Origin of the sequence: Blautia sp. NSJ-140 (genome assembly GCF_022868965.1) — a bacterium.
In the GTDB taxonomy this organism is placed as follows: domain Bacteria; phylum Bacillota; class Clostridia; order Lachnospirales; family Lachnospiraceae; genus Blautia_A.
Genome location: NZ_JALIFS010000005.1, coordinates 75,100 through 90,417 on the forward strand (window position 1 = coordinate 75,100; position 15,318 = coordinate 90,417).

Sequence of the window (15,318 nt, forward strand, 5' to 3'; positions counted from 1 at the left end):
AATGAAAAAAAAGCAGCTTTTTGCAGTCCTGCTTGCAGGTTCCATGACTGTTGGAATGGCACCTGCCGCAGCGTTTGCCGCTGAAGATACCGGAGCGGTAACAGAGGCAGAAGCACCGACTGCAGACGAGAATACAGAAACACCAGATGATGGAGCAGCTGTGGATGACCAGTCCCAGAGTGAAGCCGACGCCCAGGCAGCAGCTCAGGCCCAGGCGGAAGCAGAAGCTCAGGCAGCAGCCCAGGCCCAGGCAGAAGCAGAGGCCCAGGCAGCAGCTCAGGCTCAGGCAGAAGCAGAGGCCCAGGCAGCAGCTCAGGCCCAGGCGGAAGAGGCGCAGCAGGAGCAGCAAACTACTGCGGCAGATGCAACTGTTACTACTGCGGAAGAACTACAGGCAGCGATTAATAATGCACCTGACTTTACAGGATCTATTGATGATAGTGATTTATATACATCTGCTTATAAGATTCTGATCAGTGCATCGTTTAATCTCACAGATACTATTACCGTTCCTGCCAAAAAGAATATTGCAATTTTTGGTGCAACAGATGCTACAACCGTAGTTGGACGTGGGAGTGTTGCAGGTGATATGTTCAAGGTGAGTGCAGGAAGTATTTTGTCCATGACACAGAATGAAGGTGACGGTTCCTCAGAAATCGGTAAACTTTCTGTTGAAGGTAATAAAAACGACGGAACCGCAGCAGATGGATCGATCGTTTCTGTAGAAGCTGGCGCTAAATTTGTGATGACGACAGGCGTTACTCTTTCTAAGAATGTCTCTACTGCAGCAGGTGCGGCAGTTAAAAACAGCGGTAAACTTGTGATTACAGGTGGCGAGATCAAAGATAATGTATCTACAGGTGGAGCTGTTTACAGCACAGGTACGATTTCCCTGGAACAAGGAACGAATGCTGCAGCAGACGAACCGAAGATTATCGAGAACTATACAAGCGGAGATAAGAGCGTAAAATCCAATATCGTATTAGGACAGCAGGATCAGAGTGCAGGAAGTATCATCATTGCCGGCGCATTTGAGAATCAGAATATTGGATATTCCGTAGAGAATCCGACAGTTGACTATACAGTTTTCCAGAAACCTGAATCTTTAGCTGCGGATGCATTTGAAAAAGCAGTTAATGCGATGAGCTATGAAGGCGACCAGAGCTATGGAATAAATACAGCTACAGGTCAGCTTGTTTCTAACAAACCAACGGTTACTATTGATAGTGCTACAAGTGAAGAAGCAAATACTGTTTCTGTAACCTTCACATCTGATAAAGCAGGTACATATTTCTATAAATATGTTGCAAAAGGTGCGGAAGCTCCGACTATCGAGAAAGCTATAGAAGGTGGAACGGTTAAGGCAGGAGAAACCACTTCCCTGAAACTTACCAATGTCACAGACAAGACTATTGACCTTTATATATGGGTAAAAGAAAGTGAAAGCGGTAACGACATTGTTGGTGAAGGTGTAAAGAAGGATATTGCAGTAACCCAGGCACAGAATCCAGACAATCCGAAACCGGCAGCACCAAAGGTTACTAAAATCAGCGCAGAAAGTAAAACTGCAACAACTGCAGAAGTAGTTCTCCAGTCTGATAAGAGCGGTAAATGCTATTATAAATGTGTGGCAAAGGGAGCGGATAAACCTTCCATTACAGCTAAAGACAATTATGTCGCGATCACTGAAAAAAAAGATTTTAAGATTGATCTGAAAAACCTGAAAGGTGATGCGATTGATCTCTATGTGCAGGTAGTAGCGAAAGATGGATCAAAGACAGCAGTGACCAAGATTGCAACTGTTACTTTGAAAAAAGAAACAGCTAAAACACCTGCGAAGATTTCCAACATAAGTTATAAATGGAAGAGCCATACATCTGCTACCGTAACTATGCGTTCTGATAAAGCTGGTGTATACTATTATAAATGGGTAAAACGTGGTTCCAAAGCTCCGACAGTTGATAAAATGAGCAAGGGAAAAAATGTTTCTGCAAATAAGGATTTCACGATCAGTTTGAAAGATTTGGATGCAAACAATGCAATTGATGTTTATGTGTGCATCAAAGGAACTGATGGAACTGTAAGTACACCAAAGAAGATTGCATTGGATGAAGCTATGCGTCCGGCAAATGTTAAATGGATTGCATTTGAATGGACCAGTCATACATCTGCAGTTGCTAAATTTGTAACTACTAAATCAGGTAAACTGTATTATGCATGGGTAACTCGGGATGAAGCTGGGAATTCAAAGATACCAGATATCTATAATTCCGGGAATTCTATAGAAACCGGAGCAGATAGAGAAATTTCAATTTATCTTAATGATCTTGATCCGGATAATGCCATTGACCTTTATGTTCGTTTTAAAGATAATAATGGAATAGAGACAGTTCCGTTAAAGCTAAATCTTAAAGAAGAGAACCGTCCTGCAGAAGGACATAATCCTAAATCTTATAAAGTTTCTGATAGTAGGGTATATGGCTTAGATGATCCACTAGAGTTTTATCCAAATACATTTTATGAATTTAGGGTAGTTGGTGCAGGAACAGATAATGATAATCCGGGAGAACAGGATGTTAAATGGGTTCCTCTCTATTGGAGTACATCTGCTAATCCTAGTGATAGTCAGAAACATAGTGCATGGAAGATTGGTTCCGCCAAGGGAATCAACAAAGACGCTACATACAACCTGTATGTATTCTTCCAGAAATACGTCTACACCGGTGGTCAGTGGCAGCAGACAGATACTATTGAATCTGCGGTATATCAGTTTAAATCTGCAAAACTGACACCTACCGGAACTCCGGGAGCAGATGGTTCATATGGCGGCGGTCAGACAGGCTCTGATCCGAACGCAACCATAACAGGAGAGGCATCCGCAACATCCTCCAATGGAGGCAACGGAACCAGATCTAAGAATGCAGTATCAACAGCTGATAACTCACCGATCGGAACCATGTCCGCACTGGCAGTGGCATCCCTTCTTGCAGGTGGATATGTGATCGTGAGAAGAAGAAAAAAAGATATTTAAACGCACAATAGCCAAAGTAGCATAAGAAATAAAAAAATCACCGGTTTTCCGAAAGAACAGGAAAGCCGGTGATTTTTTTATAAAGATAAATTTACAGATTCTTTTTCTTATAGATAAACCAGGAAGCTGCAATACTGAATGCAATAAGATAGACTGTCAGGATCAGGATACTGAGGTAATTGACTCCACCGCCGGAAGCAATGGTACGGATCAGATGACTGGTCTGTGACAATGGAAGAGCAGCTACAAAATTCCCAAGAAAGCCCGGGATCTTCTCTGTAGAGAAGAAGGTGTTGCACAAAAAAGCCATTGGCATAATGATATAGTTGGAAAAACGAGGTACATCCGCATGGTTCTTTGCAAGGAAAGAAACCACAACACCGATGGCAGAAAATACAGCACCGTTGAGGAACATCACCAGTAATGACCATCCGTTGAATACAAGACCGGTTCCGATCGGCATAGTCAGAAGAAGAATGATCCCTCCTGCATAAAGCCCACGGAGACTGCCTCCGATGATCTGTCCGGCAATAAACTGCCACAGAGGTGTCGGAGATATCATAACCTGGTCAAAGGCTTTCTCATAAAGACGCTGCACATTCAGATTCTGTGCGATGGCATTAAAGCTTCCGTTCATTGTAGTCAGTGAAACCACACCAGGGATCAGGAAATTTAGATAAGGCTCCCCATGTGAGGAGGTCTGTATCCCCATTCCAAAAACGATCAGATACATCAGTGGCGCGATCATAGCTGCCAGCGTGATCTTATAGAAATCCCTTCGGAATTCCACCCATTTTTCCCATAAAATAGTAAGTATTCCCATGATAATTCATCGTCCATTCTGTTAAATTATAAGATAACTGTGGCTGACGCCGGCTTATCGCTGCATCAGATGCCTGCCTGCGCGCTCCACAAAAACATCCTCCAGAGTTGTCTCACGAAGGGTGCACTGTCCGTCCAGAGAGGACAGAAAAGAGATGGCCTCTTCCCGGCTGTGGAAGTAGTGGCTTTTTGCCCCCTCCGGTGTTTCCTGATCTACGGTGTATTTGCCCAGGCTGTCGATCAGGCCTGACGGAGTATTGATCTCCTCCAGCTTTCCGTGATCCATAAGTGCTACCCGGTTGCAGAGAGACTGTGCCTCTTCCATATAGTGGGTTGTAAGAAGAATAGTCAGGTTTTTTCCGTTCAGCTGACGGAGAAGATTCCACATCTGTCGTCTGGAAAGCGCGTCCATGCCTGCGGTGGGCTCGTCCAGAAGAAGGATCTCCGGACTTGTGAGAAGTGCCCGGCATACCATAAGCTTTCGTTTCATACCACCGGAAAGCTTCCTTACAGTCCGCTTACGGAAGGGAAGAAGTCCGCAGAAATCCAGAAGCTCTTCGGTTTTCCGTTTGATCTCTTTTCGTGGCATGAAATAAAGACGGCCCTGATATTCCATGATCTCATCCATGTTCATATCCTGGCGCATGGAGTATTCCTGAGTGATCACGCTGATCTTGCGTTTCAGATCCGGTCGGTTGCGTCCAAGTGTCTGCCCGTCAATGAGGATTTCGCCCTCTGTGGGCAGGAGCAGAGTGGAAAGCAGACTGATCGTGGTGGTTTTTCCGGCACCGTTGGGCCCCAGCAGACCAAAAAATTCGCCGGTTTCTATGCGAAGATCCAGAGAATCCACAGCCGTAAAACTGTCGAATTTTTTTGTGAGATTTTTTGTTTCGATCATCTCTGTTCATTTCCTTTCGTTTGTATGCAAATTTCATTCTATTATACTGGAAAAGAAGAGACATTTCAACAACTCTGAGATGTTCTTTACAGAAAAGGAACGTTGTGCTATAGTGATACGAAGGAAAAACAGAAAACGGAGAGAAAACCATGAAACACAGGATGAGAACAATAATGCTGATTCTTCTGACTATGCTGCTGCTATGCCCTATACAGGTTCTGGCTGCAGATGGAGAGAACGCAGTGAAGACAGATCTGGAGGACGGAGAATATTCCATACAGGTGGAGCTGGAAGGCGGAAGCGGAAAGGCCAGCGTTTCTTCTCCCACGCTGATGCTGGTAAAAGAGGGGAAGATGTATGCACGGCTCCAGTGGAGCAGCTCCAACTATGATTACATGATCGTAGATGGGGAAAAATATCTCAATGAGAGTGAGGAAGGCAGAAATTCTGTTTTTACTGTCCCGGTAACTGCCTTGGATGATAAGATGGAAGTGATCGCAGATACACTGGCCATGGGTGCCCCTCATGAGATCGATTATACACTGACCTTTTATGAGGCTTCTATTGGCTCCAAGGGCCAGCTACCTCAGGAGGCAGCGAAAAGAGTGGTTGCAGTTGCGCTGGTGATCATCATCGGCGGCGGTATCCTGAATTATTTTGTAAACAAAAGGAATCGGTGTTAAACCGGTTCTTTTTTTATGCCCTTTCGCATAATATACATAATAACGAACATGTATAAAGACGGAAGGAAGGGAACATCATGGATACAGTACAGGATAAAACCTACGAAGCAATTTATTATTCACTGTGGGAGGCTGCCAGGCGTTACAGCGGCTTTACGCAGTTTCGGGTGATTGGAAAAAGCCACGATGACCGGATGATCCCTATGCTGGAGATCGGACATGGAGATGCCTGTATTTTCTGTGTGGCCGGCTTTTCCGGAACGGATGGTCAGATGACGGACAGGCTTACCAGGATGGCACTGGAGCTTTGCAGAATATATGAATGCAACTGGACCGTGGACGAGCTTTATGAGGTAAAAAAGCTCCTGGATCAGACCAGGCTTTGTATCATACCGGTGGTCAATCCGGATGGATATGAGATCTGCCGGAAGGGCTACAATACCGTGCGAAATCCCATTTTCCGTCAGATGCTGAAAATGCAGGATGTTCCCTGTGATGAATTCGAGGGAAATGCAAGAGGAATGGATACTGCACGGAATTTTCCCACCACCTTCTGCAGCAGAAAAAAGATCCATCAGCAGCCTGCCAGTGAAAATGAGACACGGGCGCTGATCCGGATCTTTCAGGAATACGGAGGACGTGGCCTGCTGGTTTTCTGCGGATATGGGAAAAAGGTGGTTTATTACCGGCGGGATCAGAATTTTTCCACTGGTCAGAGATGCTACCGTCTTGCACGTCACTTAAAAAAATGTACCAGGGGAAAGCTGGAGCAGCTGGCAATAGAAAGAGAAGTGCAGAACGGGCGAAGGAGCACAGGCAGGCCGGAACAGTATTACGGAGAAATGATCCGTCAGCCGGCTTTCCGGATCGAATTGCCGGTAAATTCCGGAAATAAAGAAGAGGAAGAACGGGAAATCCGTGATCTGCTGCTCCTTCCATTGGAATATATTTACTCGCTGGTACAGCTGTAAAAAAATCTGGCGTTGTGCGGATGCAGGGTCTGTCAGCTTATGAAATATAGGGTGGCAGACATACCCGCTGAGAAACCAGTGTCGAATCCTGTCGGACGAATTTGATTGACTTCCGGGGCTGTGAATCCTATAATAACATCATCTGAAACAAATCTTTTTTAACAAATGTTGCAGGAATTCATCCATCTCTGTATGTGATGAGAGGAACTGTACATCTGAGCATATCTGCTCGAATAATTTCCATTCAGTATTTTTGCTGTATTATCATTTTGATCATGCTTGTCCCCACTTCAAGATTTGTGAGTTTAAGTGATGGGAGCACGTTGCGAACTGCCATATTAATTGCTATACAGGGAGGACTTTTTTATGGCTCAATTTATGTGGAGCAGGTCTCCGCCGGAATTTTTCTGATGTCCGAACACTGTTTCTTTCCCTGCAGAGGGAAGTGATCATCAAATATCGTATATAGAACAGAATACAGGAATGAAAACATTTTTTCGATGTATCGGCAACACGGTTCTTGGGCTGATGCTGGTGACAGCATTGGTACTCTTAATTCCCGGACTTTTCGGGATCCGGCCCTATGTGGTCTATTCCGGTTCCATGGAACCTGAGATTCCAACCGGAGCTGTGGTTTTTACAAAGGAAGGAGAGTTTTCTCCGAAAAAGGGAGATATCATTACTTTTCATAACGGAGATACCGTTGTCACCCACAGAGTGGTAAAAAAAGAAAAGGATATCTTTATCACAAAAGGTGACGCCAACAAGACAGAAGATCCTGTTCCCGCAGAGGCGTCACAGATCATCGGGCGGGTAGTCTTTCACCTGCCTTATCTGGGCTACGTGATCCATTTTCTGAAAGCCCGGATCCCTTTTGCCGCAGTTTGCATTGCGGCATGTCTGTCAGTACTCTTTGATCTGGCATATACCCCAAAAAAGAAAAAAATACAGGGAGGAATTTAATCATGATGAAAAACAGAAAACTGGTAAAAGGAATCACACTTGCTGCTGTGATCACTGCACTGGCAGCCGGAGGAACAGCGGCATATCTTACGGATTTTGAAACGGCAACCAACAGCTTTACCGTAGGAAAAGTGGATATCGACCTGGATGAGCCTAACTGGAAACCGGAGGACAATACAGATCTGGTTCCTACTCAGGTGATCCGGAAGGACCCCTATGTATCAAATAAAGGAGTAAATGAAGCATTTGTATATCTGGAAGTTTCTGTTCCGGTCCGAAATGTGATCACGGCAGCCAAGGATGGCACCAGGAATGCGCTTGCGAAAACAGAGCTGTTCAGCTTCACCAAAAACAAGGACTGGACACAGCTGGAGCGGACCGAAGTGGGGCAGAATATGGTCTATACCTATGCATATAATCACATCCTGAAGCCGGGAACAAAGACAACAACTCTTTTTGATACAGTAACCTTTGCCAATATCATCGAAGGTCAGCTGGATACACAGCAGATCGATATGCCGGTACGGGCTTATGCAATCCAGGCTACCAATACCGGTGATGACAAGACTACGGTTCTGGAGCAGGCAACTGCTGCTTACCAGAAATATGTAAATCAGAATAAAGGACAGGCCGGTGGTGTCACGAAATGAATAGATTAAAAAGACCCGCTTTTTTTCTCCTGACAACAGGGCTCCTGTGTGCAACAGGGACTGCGGCGTATTTTTCAGATTTCGAAAAAAAGATAAATTCTGCTGCTGTGGGGTATGTGACAACGGAAATCGAGGAGGATTTTCCGGATCCTACACCTACGCCTATTGAGAATGGTCCGTCCTACAGAAAAGAGATCCGGATCGGGAATTTTTCCGGCAGTGTGAAAGGGTTCCAGGCAGACTGCTATGTGAGGATGTCCCTTTCCTACTCCAATGACGATATCGGCAGAGGCGTAAAATTAACAGGTCTGGATACGGCAAACTGGGTGTATAACAGTCAGGACGGCTATTATTACTACCGCAAAAAGATATCCGAGGGAGAAAAAACAGCTCCTCTGTGTACCGGATTTCAGATTGATCCCCAGAAGATCGATGATACTTACAGGGACAGCATTAAAGATTTTGAGATCAATGTTTATGAGGAAGCTGTACAGGCAGAAGGATTTTCAGATTATGAAAGTGCGTGGAGGTATTTTTCAGATCCGATTTCTGCTCAGGCAGAAAGGAGGGGAAATGCTTGAAGAAACACCTTAAAGTCCTGCTGGCAGGTGCTGTTATAGCAGGCAGTATCCTGGCGTGCACGGCTGCTTATGCCAGATTTTCAGATTCCGTGACAGTGACCAATCACATAGCAGTGGGAGATATCAATATTTCTCTCAGGGAACTGGAAAAAAAGGACGGCAGAGAAATGAAATATCAGGATCGCCGGATCGTTCTTCCGGGAGATGAGATATCCAAGATCCCCAGGATCACCAATCATTCAGAGCCATGCTGGGTAAGGGTGAAGATCTCTTATACAGATGATCTGGAAGGTTTGGATGGTCTGGATGACAGGAATCTTACAGGAATGTCACCGAGATGGATCCGGAAGGGAGAGTATTTTTATTATACCAGGAAGCTGGAACAGGGAGACAGCGTGGATATTTTTACCGGTGTGACTGTACCATCCCAATGGGATGAATCCTACCAGGATAAGAAGCTGGGGATCACCATCGTGGCAGATGCTGTCCAGGCGGCAAATTTTGCACCGGATTTCCGTGCCATGTCACCCTGGGGAAATCAGAAGATCTTAAGATGTATCCACGATACCGATGGTCTTGTGGTTCAGAAAAAAAGTCCGGTGGATCTGAAGGTGAAGTTTGAAGGAAACGCGCACAAACTGATCGCAGCTCCGGAAGACTTTTTTTCCGGATTTTCAACGGCAATGCCGGGAGATGTTTTTCATGATTCTGTAGAGATCAGTAACACAACGGAGCATGCTGCAGAGATATTCTTCCGCACATCACCGGAATGTAAATCGGTAAAGGATCAGGAATTTCTGAAAAAGCTGAAGCTGGTGATCACCATGAATCATAAAAAGCTGTATTCCGGGGATCTTTTGGCTGTGTCTCTCAATAAAGCCGTGTCCCTGGGGGAATTTTCCAGTGGAGAAAAAGGAAACATGAGATTTGAAGTTACGGTTCCGGCAGAGCTGGATAATTTATATGCTCTTCGGGCAGCAGACGTGAAATGGATCTTTTCTGTGGAGGAGGATCAGGAGACGTTGGAAACCAGTTCCGTCCCACGCCGGAATGACAGGAAAGAAGCCACAGAAAGAGCTTCCGGAAATAACAGTTCTTCGGTAAGGACAACACCAGTGAAGACCGGAGATGAATCTCCTGTGCTCCTGTTTGCACTGATGGCTGGTATGGCGTTGCTTACCTGCAGTCTGACGCTATGGAAAGGAGGACGAAAAAATTGAAAAGAAGAATGATCGGTGCATGGATGGCATTGATGATCACAGCTTCTTCTCTTGTGGTTTCGGCCAGTCCTGCAGCAGATATGAGTTCGGTATCAGCAGATCCGCAGCAGGAACAGGCAGAACCGGAGAAAGAAGAGGAGGCCCCGGATATTCCGGTAACGTCTCAGCCTGGGGAGGCTGAGATGCCGGTTCCGACAGCCTTGCCTGAACAGGAAACGGTGGAGGGAGCTTTTGAAGAAGGTGAAGATAATGCTGAAAATACTGACAGTGATGAGCTGATCGAACCGGAAGAAGAATCGGAAGCTGCTTCAGAAGAAGAAAATACAGCCCTGACAGAAACACCGGAGCAGGCGGAAGATCCGGGATTTATCGTTTTTACGGAAGAAAATGCAGAAATCCTCACAGCAGAAAGTGAAGAGGATCAAAAACTGATCCAGGAGATTGAAAACGGAGAGATCATTGCCCTTTCTGCAGCACTTCCGGGGAAGATCCGGGAAGCAGGCAGTGCGGAAGTGATTTCAGAGGGAGAGGATTCCCTCGCAGTTACAGCACTTTCCCCGTCCCAGTATTATCTGGACAGCTGGACCAGGGTTTACTGCGATGAGATCTGGACAGCTGCCAATGATTTTCTTGGTCCCGGAAATAAAACCCGTATGGGATGTACGTATCGTTCTGTACATTATATCGATGATACAGGAGAGGAGAAGGTTTCACCTCTGTATTGCCTGAAAGCGACCAAGGATGGGCTGGACAGTATGACGCTGAAGAATGAGGCAGTAAAAGCACTGACTAATTCTGTGATCCAGAAGCTTTTGTACTTTGGTTACGGAGGACCGGGGGATCTGGGGACCGGATATGACCCCTCCTGCAGTCACATAGACTGGTCAAAATGGCAGAACCGTTATGTATTCACGCATATTGCATTGTCAAAGGTATACTTTAATGACTGTGGATATGCCACAGCAGCAGAAGTAGAACATACAGGGATAAACCGCCTGATCGATAAGATCCAAACATTGACGATCCCTGCAAGAAACAAGGCAGCTGTTTATGTTTCCGAAGATGGTTCCTGGTCGGCAGCATCCGGAAAGACAATCCCCTTAAGTGTATTCCGAAGCAGACCAGCAGGTTTTCCCTTTGTTCCGGACAGTATGAAGGACGGATTTCAGATGAGTACTCTTATGAAAGTGACAGACGGAGCAAAAGCAGGAAATGGGATCACCATTACCAGGGGAGCTGCAGAAAAATGGCAGCTTGCCTACTGGACAAGTGCAGCGGAGTATAATTCTCACAAATCCAATCCCAAAATGATGTCGGGAACAAGCCTGAACCTGAAGGATGGAGCATACTTTTTTCTGATCTTTCCGTTAAATGCATCTGCTACAAAGAAGTTTTCCTGCAAAATGCTGCTTCAGCCGGTTTCCTATATCCTGGTTGACGGAAGTGCACAGGCAGGAAAAGATGGAGTACAGGATTTTGGCGCTTACGTATATCAGGGAACAAGAGGAAGCCTTTCGTTTTCAGTAAAGCCATCGGTTTACGGCAATGCAAAGCTGGTCAAGAAGGAACCCAACACGGGAAAACTGATCCAGGGAGCGCAGTACGGACTGTTTGCAGCAGAAGCTCTGACCTCCGGATACCGGACTATGTACAGTAAGGATCAGAAGGTTTCATCCGGAACAACAAACGCCGGTGGAGAGATCCTTTTTTCAAAGCTGCTTCCCGGAAAATATTATGTGAAGGAAACTAAAACCGCTGCCGGATACAAGCTGAACACCGTTATCAAAAATCTTACAGTAACCGGTGGAAAGACAACAACCGTCAACGTAACGGATATCATGGATATCAGTGGAATAGTATCCATCAGAAAGAAAGATGGAAATACCGGTGATCCACTGGCAGGAGCTGAATTTACCCTGTATCAGTGGAGTAAAAAAAGCAAAAGCTATGTAACCTTAAAAAAATTGACTTATGATGGACAGAAACGTATCTATAACTCCGAGAAATTTAATTATACCGAAGACAATCAGGGAAAATTCCGTGTACGGGAGACAAAATCTCCACCCAATTACACCGGAAACTGGCAGAAAAATTTTACGTTGGAAAAGCCGGGAGAAAAGCAGGAATTTCTGTTTGAAGCAGTGAACTATCAGAACGAAAAACGAAGGATAGAGGTTCGTAAGATCGATGCGAAGACCGGTGAGGTCCTGAAGGGTGCGGAGTTTACACTTTATGAATACAGCGCAGCCAAAAAAGCCTATAAAGAAAAAGGAACACTTCTGAATTATGATAGCTCAAGTGAGCTTTATGTAAGCGGTGAACTTTTAAAGACCTCGGATAATGAGGGAAAATATAAGATCATGGAAACAAAGACTCCGCCCGGATATACAGGAAGCTGGGAAGAAGAAGTAAATATCACAGACAAGGATGCCCGCCGTTCCTTTGAAGTTGTCAATGAAAAGGAATATACAGGAGTGATCCGACTGAGAAAAACAGACATTTATACCGGGGAAGTTCTGGAAGATGCTGAATTTACTGTGCTTCAGTGGAACAGAGAGAACCAGACTTACCAGGATGACCTGGGCGGGCAGAGTATCCTGAAGTTTGACGTAGAAACCGGATGGTACTCTACTGAAGAGCTGGTGCTTACAGATGCCAATCAGGGAAGGTTCAAAGTAGTGGAAACAAAAAATCCGGAGAACTATACAGGCAAATATGAAAAGGAGGTAATCTTCCAGAAAAAAGCAAATACAGATACGGATACTGTGGATCTGAAAGCAGAGAATACTCCGGTAACACTTCCGCTGGGAAATATCACCATCGTAAAAAAGATCAAAGAGGAGGATATTACCTGGGCTCATGGAAATCCAACCTTTTCCTTTGTGGCAGAAGGTACGGATCTATCCGGAAATCCTCACAGATATGAGGATTATGTGACCTTTACCAGAGGAAGCTATGAAACTGATAAAAATGGATATGCAACATTATCGGTCACTCTCAGGAATATCCCGCTGGGGCAGTATACGGTCTGGGAAAAACCGGTACTACGCTATTATCTGAAAGAGGTATGGGCAAATACAGAGAATGTCCGCATCATAAAAGGCGCTGCACCTGCATATGGTACAGATCCCCGGAAGATTGCTTCCGGTACGGCTGCTCTGACAATGCAAAACAAAAATGCATCGCTGACTTTTGTAAATGAGAAATCCAGATATGATCGATATTCCCATAATGACAGCATAAAAAATACCATACCCGTATCATTTTCCTGAAAAATGCAGAGGGGCAGGAGTAATCCTGCCCTCAGCTACGTATTTTATATAGTAAAAAACAAACTGTAAAAAGAAATAAAAAAACTACATATATACCCAAAGATATGGTATACTTTTTTACAAATACTGTGAACTCAAGAACTCTCTGGGAGGTCGATGATGAAAACAGACGAAAAAAATCCCGTTTTTGATATTCGGGATACATTGGAAAAATACGCTTGCATTTATCGAAATACTACACTGAAGATTTTTCAGTACTGTCAGGAGACGGACACATATGAACGTCTGGATGAATACCTGAGACCTGTAAAAAATATTACGGATTTTAAGAACAGTGGACAGAAATACAGCAATGTTTATAAAGACGACTGGAAGTTTCTGACGGATTTTCTGACATCCCGTGAAGGCGGGACGATAGAAGTGCGGTGTATCAATAAAGATGGTAATGCGAGTCTTCTGACAGTACGGGGATTTATAGCACAGGATAAAAATACCGGATATCATTATTTCATAGGAAGCTCCAGAGATATCACCAGGGAGAAGCTGCAGGAAGAATTTCTTGAGGAACGTGCCCAGAAAGATCCTCTGACCGGAGTGTATAACCGCTTTTTCGGAAAAGAACTGATCGATGAATACCTTGCATCCAGAAATCCCTATGCAGGATGCGGGATGATGGTGCTTGATGTAGATTATTTTAAAAATGTAAATGATACTTACGGACATATGTTCGGCGATGAAGTCCTGAAACGTTTTGCAGAGCTGTTTGTGGCTTTGTTCGACATCAATGATGTGATCATGCGCCTGGGTGGCGATGAATTTGTGATCTTTTTGAAGGACATCGGACATGCCACTATCATGAAAAAGGCAGGAAAGCTGATCCAGGAAGTGCAGAAACTCAAATTTCCCGGAACCACATATCTGGCAACCTGCAGTGTAGGGATTTGCTTTCTTCCGGAAAATGTTTCCGGATATACATATCAGCAGCTCTTTGAAAATGCAGACTGGGCACTTTACCAGGCAAAGAAAAATGGAAAAAACCGATATGCTTTCTGTGATAATCTGAGACATTTTGAGGATAAGACAGAGAAAAAGCAGGAATTATATGAGGGTGTTGAGATAGATGCCAGATATCTTCATAATGATATTGTTTCTACTGCATTTGAAATATTTGAAAAAATGAGCAGCTTTCAGACTGCTATTGAACTTCTGATGAAAGTGATCGGTCTGAAATTCCGACTTAACCGGATCACAATCCTGCGTACTGAAGTGGCAGAGCAGAAAACAGACCGGATTTTTCAATGGGTTTCGGAAGAGGACTACAGACTTTTGATAGATGAGATCCATTTTTTAAAAAGTGATTTTATCACATTATTTCGCCATAACGATGAATATGGTACTGTGGTCCTTCAGGAGAGCGATCTGGCTGATTATTCGGAACAGGGAAGAAAGAATGTGTTACAAGGTGGAGCAAAAACCGTAGTCTGTGCTGCCATGTACTGTGAAGGAAGCTATACAGGAACTATTGTATATGTGACCTGCCGGGAAAAAAGACTCTGGTCCAGAGAAGACCGTAAACTGCTGGGAGAAGTTACCAAGATCATTTCCGCGCATTATGCCAAGAACCAGGCATTTAACAGTGTTTATCGTGGCATTGCTGCAGAATCCGGATGGGATCAGCTTACCGGATTGTCTTCTTTTTCAAGATTTCGAGAAGATGTGGAGAAAATGCTGATCGGAGGTTACGGTCCGGGACATGCAGTGATATATACCGATTTTGAAAAATTTAAACGTATCAATGCAAAATACGGATACCGTGTGGGAGATCAGATCCTGCGGCAGTTTTCCGAGTATGTGATAAGCACTCTTAAAACAGATATGGATACATATTTTACCAGGGCGATCTCTGATCATTTTATCCTCTTCACTCCCTGTGATATGGATGGTGATCTGGAAACAGTTGCTTTAAAGATCAATCAGGAATTCTTACGGCAGATGAAAGAGAAATACCCGGATATGAAGCTCTGTGTCCGCACGGGGATCTATCTGATCACCAAAGAATGTGCCAATGCATCTGAGGCAATCGATGCAGCGAATTATGCAAGAAAATATGCTGCTGAAAATTGCGAAACAGGTGTTAAGCTGTATGACGAAGAACTGAAAAAACAAAGCGATGCAGAGTGAAAGACACAGGAATACGGACCGGAATCCATGATTTTTCAGAATTTCA

Annotated in this window: 11 protein-coding genes; 9 read left to right on the forward strand and 2 right to left on the reverse strand. The window is 44.6% G+C overall.

Annotated features, from left to right (window positions below; translation table 11 throughout):
- Window position 1 precedes the first annotated feature (1 nt).
- A complete protein-coding gene (locus tag MUB50_RS07550; RefSeq protein WP_244790757.1) occupies window positions 2–3,031 on the forward strand; it encodes a hypothetical protein in 3,030 nt (1,009 codons plus the stop codon).
- Between the two features lie 91 nt (window positions 3,032–3,122).
- On the opposite strand, the gene MUB50_RS07555 is transcribed toward MUB50_RS07550, so the two are convergent.
- Both MUB50_RS07555 and MUB50_RS07560 read right to left on the reverse strand, forming a co-directional pair.
- The gene (locus MUB50_RS07555) at window positions 3,123–3,854 is read right to left on the reverse strand and encodes an ABC transporter permease (protein ID WP_110102289.1); all 732 of its coding nucleotides are present in this window, start codon (window positions 3,852–3,854) and stop codon (window positions 3,123–3,125) included.
- Between the two features lie 54 nt (window positions 3,855–3,908).
- The gene (locus MUB50_RS07560) at window positions 3,909–4,751 is read right to left on the reverse strand and encodes an ABC transporter ATP-binding protein (RefSeq protein ID WP_118368846.1); all 843 of its coding nucleotides are present in this window, start codon (window positions 4,749–4,751) and stop codon (window positions 3,909–3,911) included.
- 149 nt (window positions 4,752–4,900) lie between these two features.
- On the opposite strand from MUB50_RS07560, the gene MUB50_RS07565 reads away from it, so the two are divergent.
- From MUB50_RS07565 to MUB50_RS07600, 8 genes are all read left to right on the forward strand, one after another.
- Window positions 4,901–5,434, forward strand: a complete 534-nt coding sequence (locus tag MUB50_RS07565; protein ID WP_227752256.1) for a hypothetical protein — start codon at window positions 4,901–4,903, stop codon at window positions 5,432–5,434.
- Window positions 5,435–5,511: 77 nt separating this feature from the next.
- Complete coding sequence (locus MUB50_RS07570; protein WP_110102293.1) at window positions 5,512–6,405, forward strand: M14 family zinc carboxypeptidase; 894 nt, start codon at window positions 5,512–5,514, stop codon at window positions 6,403–6,405.
- Between the two features lie 483 nt (window positions 6,406–6,888).
- Window positions 6,889–7,368, forward strand: coding sequence for a signal peptidase I (locus MUB50_RS07575; RefSeq protein WP_118623919.1), 480 nt, complete (start codon window positions 6,889–6,891; stop codon window positions 7,366–7,368).
- 2 nt (window positions 7,369–7,370) lie between these two features.
- Window positions 7,371–8,018 carry a TasA family protein gene (locus MUB50_RS07580; RefSeq protein ID WP_244790759.1) on the forward strand — a complete coding sequence of 216 codons (648 nt, stop codon included), beginning with the start codon at window positions 7,371–7,373 and terminating at the stop codon, window positions 8,016–8,018.
- Complete coding sequence (locus MUB50_RS07585; RefSeq protein WP_244790761.1) at window positions 8,015–8,599, forward strand: hypothetical protein; 585 nt, start codon at window positions 8,015–8,017, stop codon at window positions 8,597–8,599. Before MUB50_RS07580 ends, MUB50_RS07585 begins: the two co-directional genes overlap by 4 nt.
- Window positions 8,596–9,819 (forward strand): hypothetical protein, encoded by a 1,224-nt coding sequence (locus MUB50_RS07590; protein WP_138277481.1) that lies wholly within the window; start codon window positions 8,596–8,598, stop codon window positions 9,817–9,819. Before MUB50_RS07585 ends, MUB50_RS07590 begins: the two co-directional genes overlap by 4 nt.
- A complete protein-coding gene (locus tag MUB50_RS07595) occupies window positions 9,816–13,091 on the forward strand; it encodes a SpaA isopeptide-forming pilin-related protein (protein WP_244790763.1) in 3,276 nt (1,091 codons plus the stop codon). The genes MUB50_RS07590 and MUB50_RS07595 overlap by 4 nt, the downstream gene beginning before the upstream one ends.
- A gap of 159 nt (window positions 13,092–13,250) precedes the next feature.
- A complete protein-coding gene (locus MUB50_RS07600; RefSeq protein WP_244790765.1) occupies window positions 13,251–15,272 on the forward strand; it encodes a diguanylate cyclase domain-containing protein in 2,022 nt (673 codons plus the stop codon).
- The last annotated feature ends 46 nt before the right edge of the window (window positions 15,273–15,318 follow it).